Annotated in this window: 13 protein-coding genes; 7 read left to right on the top strand and 6 right to left on the bottom strand. The window is 64.9% G+C overall.

Annotated elements, in window-relative coordinates:
* The first annotated feature begins 210 nt into the window (after positions 1-210).
* The 3 genes from VFE28_00420 to VFE28_00410 all read left to right on the top strand — a co-directional run bounded on the left by VFE28_00420 (position 211) and on the right by VFE28_00410 (position 6,005).
* On the top strand, positions 211-2,271 hold the full coding sequence (locus tag VFE28_00420; protein HZM14438.1) for a CocE/NonD family hydrolase: 2,061 nt from the start codon (positions 211-213) through the stop codon (positions 2,269-2,271).
* Positions 2,268-4,964, top strand: a complete 2,697-nt coding sequence (locus tag VFE28_00415) for a protein kinase (protein HZM14437.1) — start codon at positions 2,268-2,270, stop codon at positions 4,962-4,964. The genes VFE28_00420 and VFE28_00415 overlap by 4 nt, the downstream gene beginning before the upstream one ends.
* 654 nt (positions 4,965-5,618) lie before the next feature.
* Entirely contained in the window at positions 5,619-6,005 is a 387-nt protein-coding gene (locus VFE28_00410) for a hypothetical protein (protein HZM14436.1), read from the top strand.
* Between the two features lie 352 nt (positions 6,006-6,357).
* On the opposite strand, the gene VFE28_00405 is transcribed toward VFE28_00410, so the two are convergent.
* Positions 6,358-7,326: a matrixin family metalloprotease gene (locus tag VFE28_00405; GenBank protein HZM14435.1), complete on the bottom strand. Its 969-nt coding sequence runs from the start codon at positions 7,324-7,326 to the stop codon at positions 6,358-6,360.
* Positions 7,327-7,343: 17 nt separating this feature from the next.
* Positions 7,344-7,901 (bottom strand): hypothetical protein, encoded by a 558-nt coding sequence (locus tag VFE28_00400; GenBank protein HZM14434.1) that lies wholly within the window; start codon positions 7,899-7,901, stop codon positions 7,344-7,346.
* A gap of 1,074 nt (positions 7,902-8,975) precedes the next feature.
* On the opposite strand from VFE28_00400, the gene VFE28_00395 reads away from it, so the two are divergent.
* Positions 8,976-10,973 carry a serine hydrolase domain-containing protein gene (locus VFE28_00395; protein HZM14433.1) on the top strand — a complete coding sequence of 666 codons (1,998 nt, stop codon included), beginning with the start codon at positions 8,976-8,978 and terminating at the stop codon, positions 10,971-10,973.
* 37 nt (positions 10,974-11,010) lie between these two features.
* On the opposite strand, the gene VFE28_00390 is transcribed toward VFE28_00395, so the two are convergent.
* From VFE28_00390 to VFE28_00380, 3 genes are all read right to left on the bottom strand, one after another.
* A complete protein-coding gene (locus VFE28_00390; protein ID HZM14432.1) occupies positions 11,011-12,951 on the bottom strand; it encodes a CocE/NonD family hydrolase in 1,941 nt (646 codons plus the stop codon).
* Between the two features lie 129 nt (positions 12,952-13,080).
* Positions 13,081-13,368, bottom strand: a complete 288-nt coding sequence (locus tag VFE28_00385) for a hypothetical protein (protein HZM14431.1) — start codon at positions 13,366-13,368, stop codon at positions 13,081-13,083.
* Positions 13,369-13,587: 219 nt separating this feature from the next.
* Entirely contained in the window at positions 13,588-14,553 is a 966-nt protein-coding gene (locus VFE28_00380; GenBank protein ID HZM14430.1) for a nucleoside hydrolase, read from the bottom strand.
* A gap of 59 nt (positions 14,554-14,612) precedes the next feature.
* Between VFE28_00380 and VFE28_00375 the strand changes: the two genes are divergently transcribed.
* Complete coding sequence (locus VFE28_00375; protein HZM14429.1) at positions 14,613-15,539, top strand: ribokinase; 927 nt, start codon at positions 14,613-14,615, stop codon at positions 15,537-15,539.
* Between the two features lie 390 nt (positions 15,540-15,929).
* A complete protein-coding gene (locus VFE28_00370; protein HZM14428.1) occupies positions 15,930-16,706 on the top strand; it encodes an SdiA-regulated domain-containing protein in 777 nt (258 codons plus the stop codon).
* 10 nt (positions 16,707-16,716) lie between these two features.
* Here VFE28_00370 and VFE28_00365 read toward each other — a convergent pair whose 3' ends face one another.
* Positions 16,717-17,403, bottom strand: coding sequence for a site-2 protease family protein (locus VFE28_00365; protein ID HZM14427.1), 687 nt, complete (start codon positions 17,401-17,403; stop codon positions 16,717-16,719).
* A 173-nt stretch (positions 17,404-17,576) separates the two neighbouring features.
* Here VFE28_00365 and VFE28_00360 point away from each other — a divergent pair, with 173 nt between their 5' ends.
* The gene (locus tag VFE28_00360; protein HZM14426.1) at positions 17,577-18,749 is read left to right on the top strand and encodes a BamA/TamA family outer membrane protein; all 1,173 of its coding nucleotides are present in this window, start codon (positions 17,577-17,579) and stop codon (positions 18,747-18,749) included.
* The last annotated feature ends 40 nt before the right edge of the window (positions 18,750-18,789 follow it).

Raw genomic sequence — 18,789 nt, 5'->3', positions numbered from 1 at the left:
CGGCACAGGGAATCGCTACCGGTCCGGATGCCATCACCCCTTCGTCACACGGCTGCCTGACGAGATATGTCATGGCTCTAGCACCCCGCGTCGGCCGGTGGTCGGGCGTCGAGCTCCCCTCCATGCCGGATTGCCACGAGTCTCGAGATGAGCATACTCTTCCCTGGCGCATTCATGGCGCCGATCGAATCACGCAGCCCTGGAGGACATGTGAGCGTCGTCGACGTCTTTCCCTACGAAGTGCGCGAGATCGAGCACTTTTGGATTCCGCTGCGCGACGGCTGCCGACTCGCCGCTCGGCTCTGGCTGCCTGATGGAGCGGAGCGTTCCCCCGTCCCCGCCGTGATCGAGTACATCCCGTACGGCAAGCGCCTCGGCACTCGGGATCGCGACGAAGCGATGCATCGCTGGTTCGCCGGCCACGGCCTGGCGGCCGTGCGCATCGACCTGCGCGGCTCGGGGGAATCCGAGGGAGTGCTTCGCGATGAGTATCTGCCACTCGAGCAGGAGGACGGCGTCGAGGCCATCCGCTGGATCGCGGCACAGCCCTGGTGCACGGGTGCTGTGGGTCTCATCGGCAAGTCGTGGGGCGGTTTCAACGGGCTGCAGATCGCGGCGCGCCGGCCCCCGGAGCTCCGAGGCATCGTAACGGTCTGCTCCACGGATGATCGCTACACGGACGACGTCCATTACATGGGCGGGTGTCTCTTGAACGACAGCCTGTGGTGGGGTGCGACCTTCTTCCAGCTCGTGGTGCAGCCACCCGACCCCGAGCTGGTCGGATCCAACTGGCGCGCCATGTGGCTCGAGCGGCTCGAGGCCGCCGAACCTCATCCCCTGCGCTGGCTCCAGCACCCGCTGGCGGACGCGTACTGGAAGCAAGGCTCCGTCCGCTACGACTACGGTGCAATCGCCTGTCCGGTCTTCGCCGTCGGCGGATGGGCGGATGGTTATACGAGCGCGATCCCCCGGCTCCTATCAGGCCTCCGCGTCCCCAGTCGCGGTCTCGTCGGTCCGTGGGGACATGCGTATCCCCACGACGCCAGCCCGGGTCCGAGCATCGGCTTCTTGCAGGAAGCTCTGCGCTGGTGGCACAACTGCCTTGGAGAAGGAAACGACGACAAGCGTCCTGGCCAGCGCGAGAGCATGGCGCACATACCGCCGAGCGACAGCGAGCCCCGCTACCGCGTCTGGATGTCTGAGAGTGTTCCGGCTGGCTTCCGCGGCGAAGACCGTCCTGGCCGGTGGGTCGCCGAAGCACATTGGCCCTCTCCGCGCATCCGCCATCGAGTGTTCCGACTGGCCCCGGACAGGCTCGGTGACTCGGTCGTCTCGGCGCGTCTCACGATCGCTTCGCCCCAGACGACGGGCCGTGCTTCGGGGAGCTGGCTCATCGCCAATCTGCGCGACCAGCGGGAGGACGACGCGGACTCGCTCTGTTTCGATTCGGAGGTGCTGACGGAACGGCTCGAGATCCTTGGAGCTCCGGAGGTGAGGGTCGTTGTGGCATCGGATCGGCCCGCGGCCTTCCTGGTCGCGCGACTCTGCGACGTCTCGCCGGACGGGAGCTCCACGCGCGTGAGCTATGGCGTCCTCAATCTGACGCACGATGCGGCCCACGAGAACTGGCAACCCCTGGAGCCCGGCCGTCCGATGGACGCCACCATTCGCCTCAAGGACGTAGCCCATGTCTTTCCGCCGGGCCAGCGGGTGCGCCTCGCCCTCTCGAACGCGTGTTGGCCTCTCCTTTGGCCATCTCCCGAACCCGTCCGGCTCACCCTTCTCACCGAGAGCAGCACGTTCTCTCTGCCTGTGCGTCCGCCGGATCCCAAAGATGCCGATCTCCGAGCATTCGAACCTCCGGAGCAGGCCCGCTCCTCGGAGTGGTCGCCGCTCACCAAGGGCTCTCATGACCGACGAGTCGAAATCGATCCTCTATCTCATGACCACATCACCCGCACGCGGTCCGGCTTCGATGAGCACGGCGGCGTGGCTCTCTCGCGCCTCGAAGTCGCCGGGAACATCGAGGGCGGCGACGGTACCGACGTAGAGATTCGAATCCACCCCGACGATCCCTTGCGGGCTCGAGCCGCGATGGCCCAGCGAACCGAGCTGCGACGTGAGGCGTGGCGCGTTGCCGTCGAGACCGAGATCCAGATCACTTGTACGAAAACCGAGTTCGTCGTCATCGCACGGCTCGATGCCTGGGAGGGTGAGACGCGAGTGTTTCACCGCGGTTGGGACGAGCGCGTCCCGCGTCTGGGAGTATGATTGATCCGATGCCACTGACTCCCGGCAAACGGCTCGGCCGGTACCAGATCGTCGCACCGGTCGGGGCCGGGGGAATGGGCGAGGTGTACCGCGCCCACGACCCACGTCTCGGCCGTGACGTGGCGATCAAGGTGTTGCCCCAGCATCTGACCGGCTCCGCCGAGGAGCGAGCTCGCTTCGAGCGCGAGGCGCGCACGATCTCGCAGCTCAACCACCCTCACATCTGTACGCTCTACGATCTCGGCCAGGAGGACGGCGTCGACTACCTGGTGATGGAGCTGGTGGAGGGAGAGACGCTCGCCCATCGGCTGGAGAAGGGCCCGTTCGCTCTGGCCGAGGTGCTCACACTCGGCCGGCAGATCGCCGGGGCGCTGGACTGGGCGCATCGAGCCGGCGTGGTGCACCGCGATCTGAAGCCCGGCAACATCATGCTCGCCCGGAACGGCGCCAAGCTCCTCGACTTCGGCCTCGCCCGGCCCGCCGGACTCGCTCCGGCGCCGGGAGCGGTGAGCCAGTCGGCGACCATGATCCGGCCGCTGACGGCCGAGGGAAAGATCGTCGGGACGTTCCAGTACATGGCGCCAGAGCAGTTGGAGGCAAAGGAAGCGGACGCGCGGAGCGATCTGTGGGCGCTGGGCTGCGTGCTCTACGAAATGGCCACCGGAGCGCGGGCTTTTGCGGGGGAGAGCCACGCGAGCCTGATCGCGGCGATCATGACCGGCGAGCCTCGTGCGATGACGGAGTTGAAGCCGCTGACGCCGCTCGCGCTGGAGCGTGTGGTCCGGCAATGCCTGCGGAAGGACCCTGAGGACCGGTTGCAGTCGGCGCGTGACCTCGCGTTCACGCTGGAACTCGTCGCGAGCGACACCGCGCGCCTCGGTCCGGCCGGCCTTAGCGCCGCGACCGAGCGCGGGCGACGCTCGGCGCCCTGGATCCAGGTGGCGATCGCGGCGGTGATCGTGGCGGTGGCATTCGTCACCGGACGCATGACGAACACGCCATCCGGCGAGAGTTCGATCCGGATCTCGACCCTGTCCCAGGGCAGCCGCGACAGCGAGCCCGCGGTCTCTTCCGATGGCCGCCTCATCGCCTTCAGCGCGGTTCGCCAGAATGGGCAGGGGCTCTGGCTCATGGACATGGTCTCGCGAAGCGAGGTGAAGCTCACGGGTGAGGCCGATCATCTGCCGCGATTCACGCCCGACCGCGGCAGCATTCTCTTCACTCGCCAAGAGGGCACTGGGCAGTCGCTGTGGCGCATTCCGGTCCTGGGTGGCGCACCGCGGCTCCTCCTGGAAGACGCATCGGATGCCGACCCATCTCCCCACGGCGAGCGGATTGCGTACATCTCGGGCTTGGCCGACAGCACCGGCGTGCGCACGCGCCTGATGGTGGCGAATTCGGACGGAACCGGCGGCCGGGAGTTGTGGTCGCGTGGATCCGTCATCCTCGTCTCGCCGCGATGGTCACCCGACGGCCGGCGCATCACGGTGGTCGTCGGCGGAAGCCAGAACGCTGCCTACACCGTGGCCGTCGTGGACGCATCGAGCGGCTCGGCGCGCGTCTATCCCGCGCCCACTGGAGCCGTGCTCTCGAACGCGGCGTGGGACGGCACCGGGAAGGGGCTGATCGTCGCAGAAGGCGTGGGAGTCACGGCGATCCAGCGCGGGTCGTCCGCCCGTCTGTTCCGTCTCGATACGCGCTCCGGACGGTACCAGGCGCTCGGCTGGCTCGAGAACTTCCCCTCCTTGATCGACTTGCTTCCCGACGGGCGTCTGGTGCTGTCGAGCTTGCTGGCGCGGCAGAACCTGATGGAGGTTTCGCTCGAGGCGCGCAACCTGTTCGCCGGTCGCGCCCTCACGAGTGGAATGGCCATCGATCGCCAGCCCGTCTACGCGCCCGACGGAAAGTCGGTCATGTTCTCGTCCAACCGCGGCGGGACCCTGGACCTCTGGGAAGTCTCGGTGGAAACCGGCGAGATGCACCGCGTGACGGACGATCAAGAGGACGACTGGGATCCCGAATATGGCCCGGACGGACAGTCGATCTTCTGGTGTTCCGGCCGCAGCGGCGCCTTCGAGATCTGGGCCGCGCGCCGCGATGGAAGCGCTCCGCGTCAGCTGTCGCGCGACAGCCTCGATGCGGAGAACCCGTCCGTCACTCCCGATAATCGCTGGGTCTTCTACAGCTCCGCCCATCCGACCAAGTCCGGGCTGTGGCGCGTTCCCGTCACCGGTGGCGATGGAGAGCGCCTGCTGCGTGGCGGGACGCTGATCCCCGACCTCTCGCCCGACGGCCGCTACCTGTCCCTCATCACGGATGTCGGAACCTTGTCCTCGAAGCTCGGCGTGTTCGATCTCTCAGAAAGGAGACTCCTGAGCGCTCCGGTTCCTCTCCACGTCACGCCCGGAACGATCCAGAATGGCCGGTCACGGATCACCCCGGACGGCAGCGCCGTCGTCTACATCTACGCGCGAGAGGACGGACAGCCGATGCTGCTGCGGCGGCCTCTCTCGGCCTGGAAGACCGGCGTCGGCAAGATCGACACGCTTTTCGCCGGCTCGACCGAGTCCATCGAGTCCTTCGGCCTCGCGCCGGACGGCAAGCGGACCACGGTCTCGGTGGTGGACTGGCTCTCCGGCCTGACCATCGCGGAGGGCGTGAACGGCATCGTCCCACCGAAGCGAGGCCAGTAGCGCAGCCGTGAAGCTTGCGCCACGAGAAGAACGTTTCTCTCCCTGGCCCGCCCCCTGTCAAGGTGCCGTCGACGCGGAAGGACCGCCTACCAGAAGAACCGCTTGGCACCCTTCCAAGTTCCCGAGGAAAGCACTCCAGAGCCCGCCCAACGCGCACGAAAAGCGTAAGTCACCTCGGTAGCGTCAGTTTCGCTCCGCGCGGAGAGAGTACCGGAGCGGTTGAACGGGACGGCTGCGAAAATCGCTGTCGCGGTCTCGAGGACACCGACTTTCGATCTGACGTCTTCACAACGGATTCGCCAGCAGGAGCCGAACGAGGCCCTCACGCAAGCTGTCCAGGTCTTCCCGTTTGCGATGCGTTTCCACCACGTTGCCAGGGACATGTGGGGAAAGCATGAGGAATGTTGCACGGACCGAAGGCGAACTCACCATTCCTACTCACGTTGAGATGTGAGATCAGGGCATCCCCCACCACAGATATCAGGTGCTGAAAAACCGCGAGGCGCGTAACGATGTGATTTACGCGATTCTCATGTGTGTGGTGACGCACAAGGTACGTGTGGTGGATTCCCCGATTTACACGTCTTTCGCTGCGCTGCTAGTATCGGTGCACTCAAGCATGCGCGGATCCGATGAGGTGAGGAGTTGTGAGTCATGCGTAAGTTCTCGTTGCCTTTGGCTCTGGTCGTCGTTCTTGCTGCCACCGTCGCTCTCGCGGCCAAGCCAGAGGTGAGGTCGTTCACACCGCTTACAGCCCAGGGTGTCTCGGGCGAGGCCCGACTGAATGACATGCCTCAGCAGAGCAGCACGCGGATCCAGGTCCACCTGGACAACCTGGCGCCCAACACCGAGTACATCGGGACCATCTCCTTGGCCGGGTCCATCGACTGCACCGGCGGAGTTGCGTTCGTCACCTTCCAATCCAACAAGCAAGGCAAGGCCGTAGTCAACGAGCTCGTCCCCCAGCAGGTTGTCGACATCGGCCCGATTGGGATCGCGCCCTCGAGCTCGCCACTGGCCCTTGAGGCCTGCGCGCAGTAATCGACAATCGATACGCCGAAGGTGCCGATTGCTCGTTGCAACAGAGCATCGGCATGCCGGTCCTCGGCGGCCCCTCCAAACGTCGGTTCCTTGAGAGCTCGGCTAGGTCGCTTTCGAGCAACCGCGGGGAAGGAGATTGCCGCTCCGTTTCACAAATGGCGACGAGACAGGGGCCGGTCGTCACCTAGGGTCCCACGCATGTCTTGGGTACGGCTCGGCTGAATCGTCGCTACCGGGGACGCGCTCCGGCCTGGGCTGAAGGCAGCCTACGCTGGCGGCGCGTCCCCTTCATTTTCTTACACGGCGTAGGCCAGCTCATCGGGGCCTCGCCCACGTTTGCTGTGCAGCCCGTCTACCGCGCAAGGATCACGGTGGCGCTGGTCCGGCCTTCGCGCGTCGCGAGGCGCGCAAAGTACACGCCGTTCGCGACCTGGCCCTGACTCGTGGCGCCGTCCCATGCCACCTCGTGCTCGCCGGGCCCCATCTCGGTGTCCACCAGGGTCGCGACATGGCGCCCAGCGACGTTGAAGAGATCGAGCCTCACGTGGTCCTCGTGCATGAGCGGGAAACGCAGGTTGGCGCCATGCGGGTTCGGGCGCGCGCTGAGCGTGGCCATGGTCTTGTTCCCGGTTTCCACTCCAGCCACCACAAGAACGGCGGGCCGATAGCGGTTGAAGGAGCAATTCAGGGCGTCGCGGTCGTCGCTCTCCAGGGTCCGGCCGGAGAGGCCGATGTAATTGGCATACATCGTGGGCCGGTTACTTGCTTTCTTCACTTCGGTGTGGTGGATGCCCAGGGTGTGACCGAACTCGTGGGCCGCAATCGCTTGGACATCGTAGTCGCTCCCGTTGGTGTTCCAGGTCGCGGCGTCGTTGAACGAGATGTCCGTTTCGGTGATCACCTGGCCGGATAGCAGGACAAGGGCAGTGATCGCCAGGCAACCCCCGGTGCAACCGTTCCCGACCGACCACATCACGGTGTTGACGCCATCGGTGGTGAACCCGCGGCTGGTCGTTCCGATATAGACCACCGTGTAACTCGCCGGTGTGACCTGATTCCAAGAGGTCATCGCATTCTGGAGCGCTCCCACCACGCCCGCTTTGCTGCCCTGATTGGCGGGGTTGAGCGACCATCCGACCGACGACGTCGTCCAGTGTACGAAACCGCCGGGGTCATTACAGGGCACGGTGGACCCCGAGGAGGTGCGTCCGACACCGGCATTCCGGATCATGCGGAAGGCCTCGGATCTGGATGTGAGCAGAAGTCCGGCGCACGCGCACGCGACCGCGGCCGTTACCTGCTGGTTGGTCATTCTGTGCATGGTGACCCTCCTAGACATCAGCGGTTGGAGTGCGAGCGGACCTGGTCGATCAGTTCATCCAGATCGAGACCATCGTCGCCGCCGGGAACGTCGACTTTCCCGTGCTCGTCGGGGAGCAGGGGGTCGCCGATGGCCTGGCTGAACGCGCGGCTACCCACGATCTCGAAGACGCCCTGCGAGTGGTCGCGGATCGTCAGCCGGTTCGCGGCGCCTGGAAGATCGTCGTGGGCCAGGAACAGCACGTACTCGGAGCCTGGGGCGAGGTCCGCCCCGCCGACGATGAGGGTCGTCACATCCCCGACGGATCCGCCCATGAGGGTACAGATCATGTCGCCGGACGCTTCGCCTTTGAGGATTCGCGAGGGCCGCAGGCGCACGTCGGTGAGGATGAACTGGTGGTCGGCGTTCCAGTAACTGTGGATGTCGAGGACGGTTGCTTGGACGATTGTTTCGTTACCGGTCGTGAGGTGGTCCAGCCCTTGCCGGATCAAGGTCGTGGCGCCGGCCGAGGCGGCAGACAGCGCCAGCGCAGAGGGTAGGAGGGAAAGCTTTACCGCGAAGAGCGAAGCACGCAACGCGCTCCTCCTTCAATTAGGGAACCGTGTCAGCCAAGCGGTGGGTCCCGCCATCGGGCAAGGCGGGATGGGGCCGGCCCGAGGACTGGGCACAGTGCAGACGCCAGGGGCGATATGTTTCGCGGCAGTTCCATGAGACACCCCTGAAACGGAGTGTTAAAGCAGAAACCGGACACGCCAGCAAGTGACTTCTTGGTGGCTGGAAAGGGCCACGCATTGTTGCGATCGCGAGGCTCCGTACTCCTACATAGATTCGAGAGGAGGTGCAGAACCGGCGGCCCGCGCTTTACGTCTCCGACGTCTGGCACTCCGGGCGAGTCAGGCTGATCTGCGCCTGTGTCACCGTGGACTCCGTCCCGGCTTGCCGTCCGCTTAAGCAATTCATGGTCCAGCCTGGTGTGGATACAAGGTGCCGCGCACATGATGATGCGTCTGGAATGCAGGAGGGGACGGGCCCCGCGGGCCGCCAGTTGCTTCCCTCCGCCATGAGCGCCGGAGTCTGAGGCGCTCGTCCGAATCCTCACTAGACGAGGAACGAGCGCTCGAATTGCTCCACGCAGCCGCCGAGCCGGCCGCCGCCGCTTCCAAACATTCCCGACCGGGGCGAGCACGCCGGGGCTTGGCGGAATGGGAACTGATCGAGCGAATCCAGGGTCATGGATGCGGGACATCGTGAGTCTCGTGCTATCGGAAGTTGCTCTGCGCGGCGTCAGGAGCCGATTCAAACCCGGGGAGTGAGCTGATCGAAAAGTTTCCAATAGTAGCGGCCGAGAGCGTTGCCTTTCGGGCTGAGGTCGACAGGGCTCGAGCGCGCCTACGTCGCCGCCTCACGATCGACGATGCTTCGTTCCTGGTCGTGCGATCGGAATCCGTCTACCGACTTGGGACAACCGTCCTTTTTTCGAGATCGAGAGCGAGCTGCATGCCGCGGGCTTCACACAAGACGAGCTCGCGCGCGCCCGAGCGATGGGACTTCGGCGAGTTGACGACAGGTTTCGAATTGAGTAAGTTCCAAGTCCACAAAGAGTTGCTCCGTGCGGAGGTCCATAATCCCCTCGGGCTGGAGGAACGGCCATGCGCGCACCCAAGGTCTCCGTCATTCTCCTCGTCGCTTTCGTCGGCCTCGGCGGCGCGTGGGGTGGATGGGCCCTCGCCGACGAGCGGCTCACAGCGGACACGCCGAAGACGACTGTAGCTGGTAACACGTTCGTCGCGCCGGCCGGATGGTCGGTGGTCGTGCGTGGACCAGCGACGATCCTTGAGGCACCCGAGGGCGGATCTTTCATCGCTCTCGTCGATGTGGCCGCGGCGGACGCCACGACCGCTGACGCCGCAGTCGCGGCTGCGTGGGGCGCATACAAGCCCGGCGCGCAGTGGCCGCTCAAGGTCACCACGCCGATAGCCGACAAAGATGGCTGGACCGATCGCAAGGCATACTCGTACCAGACTTCGCCCAACGAGAAACGCGATGTCGGTGTGGACGTGCGGCGGGCCAACGACACGTGGACGGTGGCGATCTACGACATGTCGCAGGCCATCGGCGAGAAGCGCGCGGCCCAAGTGGGTTTGATCCTTGGCAAGCTGTTGCCGAAGGGACGAAGCCGAGAGTCGTTCGCCGGTAAGAAGGCGAACGTACTCGACGATGCGCGCCTGGCGGAGCTCAGGAGGTTCGTCGAGACGTCGATGAAGCTCACCGGTGTGCCCGGCGTGTCGGTGGGTATTTACCAAAATGGCCGCGTGGTGCTCGCCGAAGGCTTCGGCGTGCGCGAGCTCGGCAAGCCCTCCAAGGTCGATGCGGACACCAGGTACATGATCGCGTCGAATACCAAGGCGATGGCAACCCTGATGCTCGCCAAGCTGGTCGACGAAAAAAAGCTCGCCTGGGACACACCGGCGGCGAAGGTGCTGCCGTCGTTCAAGCTCGGGGACGCCGGCGTCACCAGTCAGGTCCAGATCAAGCACCTCATCTGTGCGTGCACTGGCATGCCACGCCAGGATCTCGAGTGGCTACTCGAATTCGATGGCGTCACACCCGAGAAGGTGATGGCCGTGCTCGCGACGATGCAACCGACGAGCAAGTTCGGCGAGCTGTTCCAGTACTCGAACCCCATGGCCGCGGCCGCCGGGTTCCTCGGCGGACATGTCGTATTCCCGAACCTCGAACTTGGTGCGGCGTACGACAAGGCGATGAATCAATTGGTGTTCGATCCGCTCGGTATGAAGGCGACTACGCACGACTATGCTGAGGCGCAGAAGGGCAACGTCGCCACGGCCCATGCTCCTGACATCGACGGCAAGCCGGCCCTGGCGGAGGCTCGCACGAATTTGTCCATCGTGCCGGTGCGCCCAGCGGGTGGCGCATGGAGCTCAGTGAACGACATGATGAAGTACGTCGCCATGGAGCTCGGTGAGGGCAAACTGCCGGATGGCAAGCGCTATATCTCGAAGGAAGCACTGTTGGCGCGGCGCGCGCCACAGGTGGTGGTCGGCACGGACATCACCTACGGCATGGGTCTGTTCGTGAACTCGCAGTATGGTACGCCCGTCGTCCATCACGGCGGCGACATGATCGGGTTTCACAGCGACATGATGTGGTTACCGGAGCACGGCGTTGGCGCGGTGATCCTGACGAATGGGGATCCTGGCTGGCTCGTGCGTTCGGTGTTCCGCCGCAAGCTGCTCGAAGTGCTGTTCGACGGCAACGCAGAGGCCGATGGACAAATCGCGGCAAGCGCGAAAACGTTCTTCGACGAGATGGCCGCCGAGCGCAAACTCCTGACGGTTCCTGCCGACGCCACCGAGGCGGGCAAGCTCGCCGCAAGATATGAGAACCCGGCGGTCGGCGAGATCATCGTGAACAAGACGGGAGCGGCGACGGGTTTCGACTTCGGCGAGTGGTCGAGTGAGGTGGCGTCGCGCCAGAACCCCGATGGCACGATCTCGTTCCTCACCATCGTCCCCGGCTTCAGCGGATTGGAGTTCGTCGTCGGCGGGGAGACGCTGACACTGCGCGACGCACAGCACGAGTACGTTTACAAGGCCGTACCGACGGTGACATCCGTCCCAAGGTAAGAGGGTAAAGAATGGGTGAGGCGTAACACATCGCTCGTCAGCGCGCCGTCGTCACCGGAAACTCTATAAAGCTCGCGTTCTCGGGCGTGTGCCAGATGCGGTGCGTCGCCTTCACGTAATCCTCCGGCTTGGCGAACATGATGTTCGGCACGTACTTCTGCGGGTTGCGGTCGTAGAGCGGGAACCATGTCGATTGAACCTGCACCATGATCCGATGGCCCTTTTGGAACGTGTGGCTCACGTGTGGCAGCGCCAAGCGGTACTCGAGCACCTTGTTCGCTTCGAGCGGCTTGGGGTTCGCAGGGTCCTGCCGGTAACGGCCACGGAGGATATCCGCCGAGATCATCCACTGATAGCCGCCGAGCGTCGGGTGATCGACATCCTCGGACGGCCACACGTCGATGATCTTCACCACCCAGTCCGCGTCGGTACCGGTCGTCGACGCGAAGAGATTCGCGATTGGCTGGCCTGCGAGACGCACGGGCTCCGTGAGCGGCTCGGATTCGTAGACGAGCACGTCCGGCCGCGCGGCGGCATTGCGCTGATCGTCGACGAGCCACTCACCCCACTTGGCATCCGGCGCCGAGGAAGCCAATGTCGGAAGCGTGCGGTAGGGCACAGGCTTGGCGGGATCGGAAATGTACTCGTCGTACTTCGTTGGGGTCGTGGCCGCGGGCTTGTCGAAAGCGACTTTACCGTCCGCGAGCAGGTAAAGATTGCGCGAACGCTCCTGACAGTTCTCCGTGCAGACGCGCGGCCACGCATCGTAGCGATGCCATTGATCCACGCCGGTCTCGTACACGAGCACACGCGGAGTGTCCGGCTTCGGGCTGTCCTTCAGGTAGTGATCGAGGAACGGCTGCATCACCGTGCGGCGGAACCACGTCGCGGTGTCGCCCTCGAACAGGATCTGCCCAATGCCGCGGCCTTCGCGCCGGCCTTGCCCGTGATTCCACGGGCCGAGCACGAGGTGGATCATCTGGCCTGTCGGATCGTTCCGGGCGAGCGCTTTGAAGAGCGCCGGGCCGCCGTAGATGTCCTCCTGATCGAACAAGCCGGCGACGATCATCATCGGCACTGTAATCGGTTCCTTGGCGAGGATCTTGTCGACGGCCTGGTTCTGCCAGTACGCGTCGTACGCGGGATGTGTCGCGAGTGCGCGCCAGAAGCCGAGCTGATCGAGGCCGCGTGATCGGGCCATCGCGCCGGCCGAGCCGGCGCGGAGGTATTCGTCATAGGTGTCGCGCGTGCTCGACCACCAGGTCTCGCCGCTCTTGCGCGTCCCTTCCTGGCCGTAGATAAACGCGAGCGTTCCGTCCTGCCGAAACGCACCGTTGTGGAACCAGTCATCGCCTACCCAGCCGTCGACCATGGGCGCGAACGGCACGGCGACTTTCAATGCGGGATGCGGATTCACGACCGACATCACGGTCGTGTAGCCCTCGTACGAGCCCCCGACCGTACCGACACGCCCGTTGGTTTCGGGGATGTTCCTCACGAGCCAGTCGATGGTGTCGTAGGCGTCGGTCGCGTGATCGACGTCGGTCGGGTTCAGCGGCCCTTTCAGTGGCCGTGTCATCACGTAATCGCCTTCGGAGCCGTGCTTACCGCGTACGTCTTGGTACGCGATGATGTAACCGGCGTCCACGGCGGTGTCGTCCATCTGCGGCACAACAGACGCCATGCGGGGGCTCTCGGAGCGCGAGAGACGCCGGCTGGCGTTGTACGGCGTGCGTGTGAGCAGAATCGGCGCGTTCTTTGCGCCCTTCGGGATCAGGATGACGGTCTTCAGCTTCACCCCGTCCCGCATGGGGATCATTTCCTCGCGTCTCACGAAGTCGAACGCATCCTTGGTGGTCACGAACGTGTCGGGCGTGTCGCTCGCGAGCGCGGGAGCGGAGGGCTGCTGGGAATCCGCGTACGCGATGCCGGCGGTTGCGAGGCACAAAGCGAAGACGTGGGGACGAAAAGCGGCCATGCCGGGGATCTCCTCGTTGCGCGTGAGAGCCGACGCTACACCGACACATGGGGGCCGAGCTCGGCATCTGATACACCGAGACCTGCCGTACGCCCGGGCGCCGGGCGAGCGGAGAAAGCGGCTCCGTGATCAGGCGTTGCTGGCACCATGGCGCTTCAAGATGTCGTCGATCGCCTCGATCGAGAATTGGTTCAGACCGACAATCCTCGCCTGTGACCGGAACGGCGGTGGCACGATGGCGCGAGCCTGGTCCTTGTCCTCCACGTCCACGATCATCCACGCGCGGTGGTCGCCGTCCATGCATCCCCACTCGGCACCAGCCAGGAAGTGCGATCCCGTGGTGAGAAACACACGCACTACCCTGGCACAGGCCACCATCTCCGGCTCGTGTGGGACTTCGATCAAGAACTTCGACATGGTCTGTTCCCCCGGTCGAGGCGTCGGCATCCCTGCGTGCGGGCGGCGGACGCCAACCCAGCGTGCCGCGGGAGCCCAGATCGGATCGGAATTGAGATCCTACACGTCACGGGCGGGGGGTACAATGACCACTTCGCGCGCACGTACGGCTTCGGTCCAGGCCGATCCATTCCGGGGGGACGCGTGGGGGCTGTGGGGGGGAAGCCGATGACGTCGGGTTCACCCTCGCAGCACGCTGAACAGCATCCGCTTCCACCGCACGGCATCGATCGCCCAGCAGACCGTGACGTTTTCCGGGCGGCTGGTCAGCGCGCCCCACGCCGGTTGGTTGATATCGTCCTTGGCGCGCCCGAAACGATCGACGACGGTCATACCGCGCGTGAGTTCGCTTCCCGTTTCCACATCGACGTAGTGCCGGCTCTTGGATGTGCACACCTCGGGGTCGAGTGCCACCGCCATCGCGACGGGATCCGGGAGACCCAGACCGGGGTCGCGGCTCTGCGTGCGGGTCGACTGCATCACGACGCGATTGCTGTCGAGCGTGAACCGGGCGAGTTCGTTGTCGAAGCCGCGAATCTCTTCGATGTCGGGCCCGAGCAAGTTGGCGCTCCCGCGCGACAGTTCCCAGCCCACCATTTCGATCGGCAGGCCCGATCGAAATACGATGCGCGCCGCTTCCGGATCGATCCAGATGTTGTACTCGGCGGCGGGCGTCACGTTGCCGGCGGTACAGGCGGCACCGCCCATCACGACGGCGCGCCCGACGCCGTGTACGAAGCTCGGATCACGCCTGACCGCGAGAGCGATGTTGGTCAACGGGCCCAGGGTCACGAGTGTGAGGCCTCGGTGCCGGCGGACGATCTCGAGGATCGCGTCCACAGCCGATTGCGTCGACGGCCGTCCGGCGGGCAGCGGATAGTGCATGTTGCCCATGCCGTCGTCCCCGTGGAACCACTCGGCGTGATAGTTCTCGCGCTCGAGCGGCTTTGCCGCGCCCAGGTACACTGGCACCGCGGCGCCGCAAACCTCGACGGTGTACAACGCGTTGCGGGCTCCGCGTTCCAGAGGCATGTTGCCAGCGACAACCGTGATCCCGGCCACCTCGACATCGGGCCAGCGCAGCGCCATCAAGAGGGCCACCGCGTCGTCCGATGCGGTGTCGGTGTCGATGAGAAACGTCCGCATGAGCCTGCTCCCAGCGATTTCGTCGCATGGTAGCATTCCAGCTTCCAGGAGGTGCGCGCGTGGGCGTCGAGGGTTCGGTGCGACGGGTGATTGTCGCAGGCAGCGTGAACATGGACCTGGTCGTGCATGCGCCGCGCCATCCGCGCCCCGGCGAGACCGTGCTCGGCGACAGCTTTCAGGTCTTCCCGGGCGGGAAAGGCGCGAATCAAGCAGTGGCTGCGGCACGGCTCGGCGCGCCTACGACGCTCGTGGCGATGCTGGGGAAGGACGCCTTCGGTGAATCCCTGGACACCTTCCTGCGCTCGGAAGCGATCGATGCGAGTTCCTTGGAGCGTGTAGATCTCGCGACCGGAATCGGATGCATTGTCGTCGACGCTGAGTCCCAGAACACGATCGTCGTGGTGCCGGGCGCGAACGCGCTCCTCGGGCCCGAGCGCGTCCAGGCCGTTTCGGTGGCAGCAGGCGACATCATCGTGTGCCAGCTCGAGACTCCGCTTCCGACAGTGCAGGCGTTCTTGGCGCACGGCAGGCAGCACGGGGCAACGACGCTGCTGAATCCGTCTCCAGCACAGGCCTGTCCACCCGTGTTGTTCCGACTCGCCGACATCCTGGTGTTGAACGAAACGGAGGCGGCATTTTTCGCGGGCATTGCGACACTCGATCACGCCGACATCGACGCGGTCGTAGACGCCGCGACGACGCTGCGCGTGCACACCGACCAGTGGGTCGTCGTGACCTTGGGCGAACGCGGCGCTGTCGCCGTGCACGGTGACAGGCATCACCCCATCCCGGCGCGGCAGGTGCGGGCCGTGGATCCAACCGGTGCAGGAGATTGTTTCGTCGGCGCGGTCGCGGCCCGGTTGGCGGCGGGGGACGAGATCGTGCCCGCTTTGCATTACGCCAACGTCGCAGCCTCGCTCTGCGTGCAGAAGCCGGGAGCCGCGCCATCGCTGCCGCATCGAGCCGAGGTCGAGTCGGTGCACTAGACACGGTGACGCGTCGATCAGCGGAGTCTGGCTCGGTGGACTAGAGCAGCGGGGATCGCTTGCCGCCCGGCCACGCGCGCCGCTAGACTCGATTCTTCTCGGCCCTCGCCCCACACCACCGAGCCGCCCTGGAGGCGAGAGGTCGAGATCGTGCGCTCGCCCCGAATCCCGACTGCGGACTGTGGCCTGACTCGTGCTCGCGGCAGCAATCCTGCCCATCAGAGAGCGAAACTCGAGGAGTTCCTGCATTCGGCGTCCCCTCGCTACTCCGTGACTGCCCCCGATCTGGGTGAACACGCCCGAGGGGGATTTCCCCCAATTCGCCGGCTCCCACCGAGTGCCGCTTGAGGTGAACGACGAAGGGCAGCCGTTCTAGGAAAGGACTCTGTCATGGGCTGGATCAGGACCGCGGCGGCGTCCGGAGTGCTCGTGATCCTCCTGGCACTTGGACGCAGCGACTCCGCACCGACCCCGTCTCCGACCACCGCCGCGCTCGAGCTCCTGGGGACGCATCCGTTGAGCATTTCGGAGCCGTCCGACCTGGCGATCGACGAATCGGGCCGAAAGCTCTGGACGGTCACCAACAACCCGGCCCGCGTTTACCAGCTCGACCGGGGCGGGAATGTGGTCAAGACCCTCAACTACGTGGGACAAGACCTGGAGGGGATCGCGTACGATGCCACGGATCGGACCCTATGGGTCGCCGAAGAGAATCGTCGAGAGGTCATTCATCTCGACTTGAACGGAGACGTCCTGTCGCGACATCTCCTCGACCTGACTGGCGACAAGAACAGCGGGCTCGAAGGGATTTGTCTTGATGCACGAGGTCGTATCGTCCTGCTCAACGAAAAGCGCCCCGGCCTGTTCATCGAGCTGGGTTCCGACCACGCCATTGCCACCCAGCGCCGGCTGGACTTCGCGCAGGACTACTCGGGACTGACATACGATCGTCGCAAGGGCTGTTTCTGGATCGTCAGCGATCAGTCGCGCAGCCTGTACCTGTGGAGCAAGGACAAGGGTGTCATCGGCACGTACCCGTTATCGTTCCCGAAGGCCGAGGGGATCGCGCTCGATGAGGCAGCGAACCTGATCTACATCGTCAGCGATTCCGAGAACAGCTTGTATGTCTATCGGAACCCTCTCGGGAGTGATTCGGGGTCACGATGAGAACGCCAACTCAAAGTAGGCCGCGGAACAAGAGATCGACGGCGAAGTGGAAGATGGGGCGGAAGATGCTGGAGAAGCCGCGCCACACGATGATCATGCCCATCATCGCGACAATGGGCTGAGCGAAGACTTCCTGTAACCGCATCGAGTAGTCACGACCCAGGAACATCGGGAGAACGCCGCTACCGTCCAAGGGCGGCACAGGAAGGATATTGAGCGCGAAGAGGATGAGATTCATGGAGAAGAACACGCTGAGGACGAAAGCCAGGCTTTCCCACCCGGAGCCTTCGGCGATCACGAGGTGGGCCATGCTCGAACGGCCGGCGCTGAAAAAACCGTAGCCCAGAAACAGACGGATGAGGAGTGCCGTGACAAGAACCAGGGAAAGGTTCGCCGCCGGCCCAGCGAGGGACATGAGGGCGGCGCGCTTGGGATGGAGACGGGCCCAGGCCGGATCGTAGGGCGTGCTGGCGAAGCCGAGGGGCCAGCCCGAGAAGATCACCGAGAGCACCGGTAGGACCACCATACCGAACGGCTCGCGTCGGATGTGGGGCAGCGGGTTGATCGAAACCTGACCGCCCCGATAGGCGGTGAGGTCACCGCCGCGCATGGCGGCCCAGGCGTGCGCGGCTTCGTGCAGCGTCGTCGAGAACAGGAAAATGAAGTAGAATACGGCTGCTTCGAAAGGGTTGAACACTCGAGATCACCTCGTGTCGCGAGACCCTGGCACGATATCATGCCGAAGTCGTCCCACGCTGGAGGGATTCTGCCGGCGCGCTTGGCCGAGGCACCTTGGTTCTTGGGGCTCGAGGACGGCATCGAGTGGAGCCAGAAAAACAGCCGCGTCCAAGCTGCAACGGTTCTGGTCCAGTGCTCGTCGCGCTGGTTTGCGTCGCCTTGCTACTGTGCGGCACCTCGCTCCCCGTCCTGTCGAGTCCGGCTGATTCCACCGCGGTGATCGCCCCCGCGGCAGCTCCGGACACCGAGGCAGCCGAACCGAAGCAGTCCACGAACCAGTCGCAGCTTTTTCCCCCCAAGATGGCGCTGGGACGGCTCTACGTCCTGCCGCTCGTGTCCTACGCCGACGAGCGGGGTTTTGGCGTCGGCGGCGAGTTCCTTTTCCCCTTCCGCCTGTCCGGCAACAGCCCCGAGTCGCACCCCTCGGAGTTGCGCGCGCGGGCGCAGGTCACCTTCAAAGGACAGACCCAGCTCGACCTGGCCTCGACCGTCTACTGGAAAGACGGTACGCACGTGCTCCGCGCGCGAGTGTCGCATCGCGACACGGCGGAGCGTTTCTATGGGATCGGGCCGGATACGCCCCAAAGCAACGAAGAAGTCTACCGGCCGCATCGATTCCAGGCTTACGTCGAAGGCTTCCACAACGTCTTGCCGTACTTCCGCGCTGGAGTCCGGGTGGAGATGGAGTTCTTCGAGTTCCTGGAGCGTGTTCCGGGCGGCTTGCTGCAGGCGCCCGTGTACAGCAGCAGCAGCGGTGAGAAGGTCATCGGCGCTGGTTTCGTCCTGGAGTGGGACCGCCGTGATCAACGCTACGCACCCTCGCATGGCTACTATTATCAGGCCTTCGGCATGCTCTTCGACGATGCCCTCGGGAGCGACTTCGACTTCACCAATTTCAATGTCGACCTGCGCAATTACTTCACCATCAAGCCGCAGCACGTGCTGGCCACGCAGGTCTTCCTCTACGGCACCACGGACAGCCCGCCCTTCTGGCGTCTCGCCTCCCTTGGTGGACGAGCGCACTCGCGCGGCTACCGCCGCGACCGCTACCTGGACGAGGTTCTTTTCGCGGTGCAGGCGGAGTACCGGGCGCCCGTTCTCTGGCGTCTCAGCCTGACTGGCTTCGGTGGCACCGCAGCGGTGGCGCCGCAGATCTCCAAGTTCCGCTACGACACCCTGCGCCCGACGCTCGGCATCGGGCTCAACGTCCACTACAGAAAGAACCACGCCATCGTCGCCCGCTTCGACACTGCCCTCGGCCAGGAGGGCGTTCGCTTCGGCTTGGCGATCAACGAGTCGTTCTGACCTGCGCCGCGCTGCGGTGCCCGTGGGAACACTGGAGATC

The organism is Candidatus Krumholzibacteriia bacterium (assembly GCA_035649275.1).
GTDB lineage: Bacteria > Krumholzibacteriota > Krumholzibacteriia.
The sequence above is the reverse complement of the archived record's forward strand: the minus strand, read 5'-3'. Positions and strand labels throughout refer to the sequence as shown.

Excerpts from the sequence above, each read along its gene's own strand:
- VFE28_00385 (HZM14431.1), bottom strand. The coding sequence starts at position 13,368 with ATGTCGAAGTTCTTGATCGAAGTCCCACACGAGCCGGAGATGGTGGCC.
- VFE28_00415 (HZM14437.1), top strand. The coding sequence starts at position 2,268 with ATGATTGATCCGATGCCACTGACTCCCGGCAAACGGCTCGGCCGGTAC.
- VFE28_00370 (HZM14428.1), top strand. The coding sequence starts at position 15,930 with ATGGGCTGGATCAGGACCGCGGCGGCGTCCGGAGTGCTCGTGATCCTC.
- VFE28_00395 (HZM14433.1), top strand. The coding sequence starts at position 8,976 with ATGCGCGCACCCAAGGTCTCCGTCATTCTCCTCGTCGCTTTCGTCGGC.
- VFE28_00405 (HZM14435.1), bottom strand. The coding sequence starts at position 7,326 with ATGCACAGAATGACCAACCAGCAGGTAACGGCCGCGGTCGCGTGCGCG.
- VFE28_00410 (HZM14436.1), top strand. The coding sequence starts at position 5,619 with ATGCGTAAGTTCTCGTTGCCTTTGGCTCTGGTCGTCGTTCTTGCTGCC.
- VFE28_00380 (HZM14430.1), bottom strand. The coding sequence starts at position 14,553 with ATGCGGACGTTTCTCATCGACACCGACACCGCATCGGACGACGCGGTG.
- VFE28_00390 (HZM14432.1), bottom strand. The coding sequence starts at position 12,951 with ATGGCCGCTTTTCGTCCCCACGTCTTCGCTTTGTGCCTCGCAACCGCC.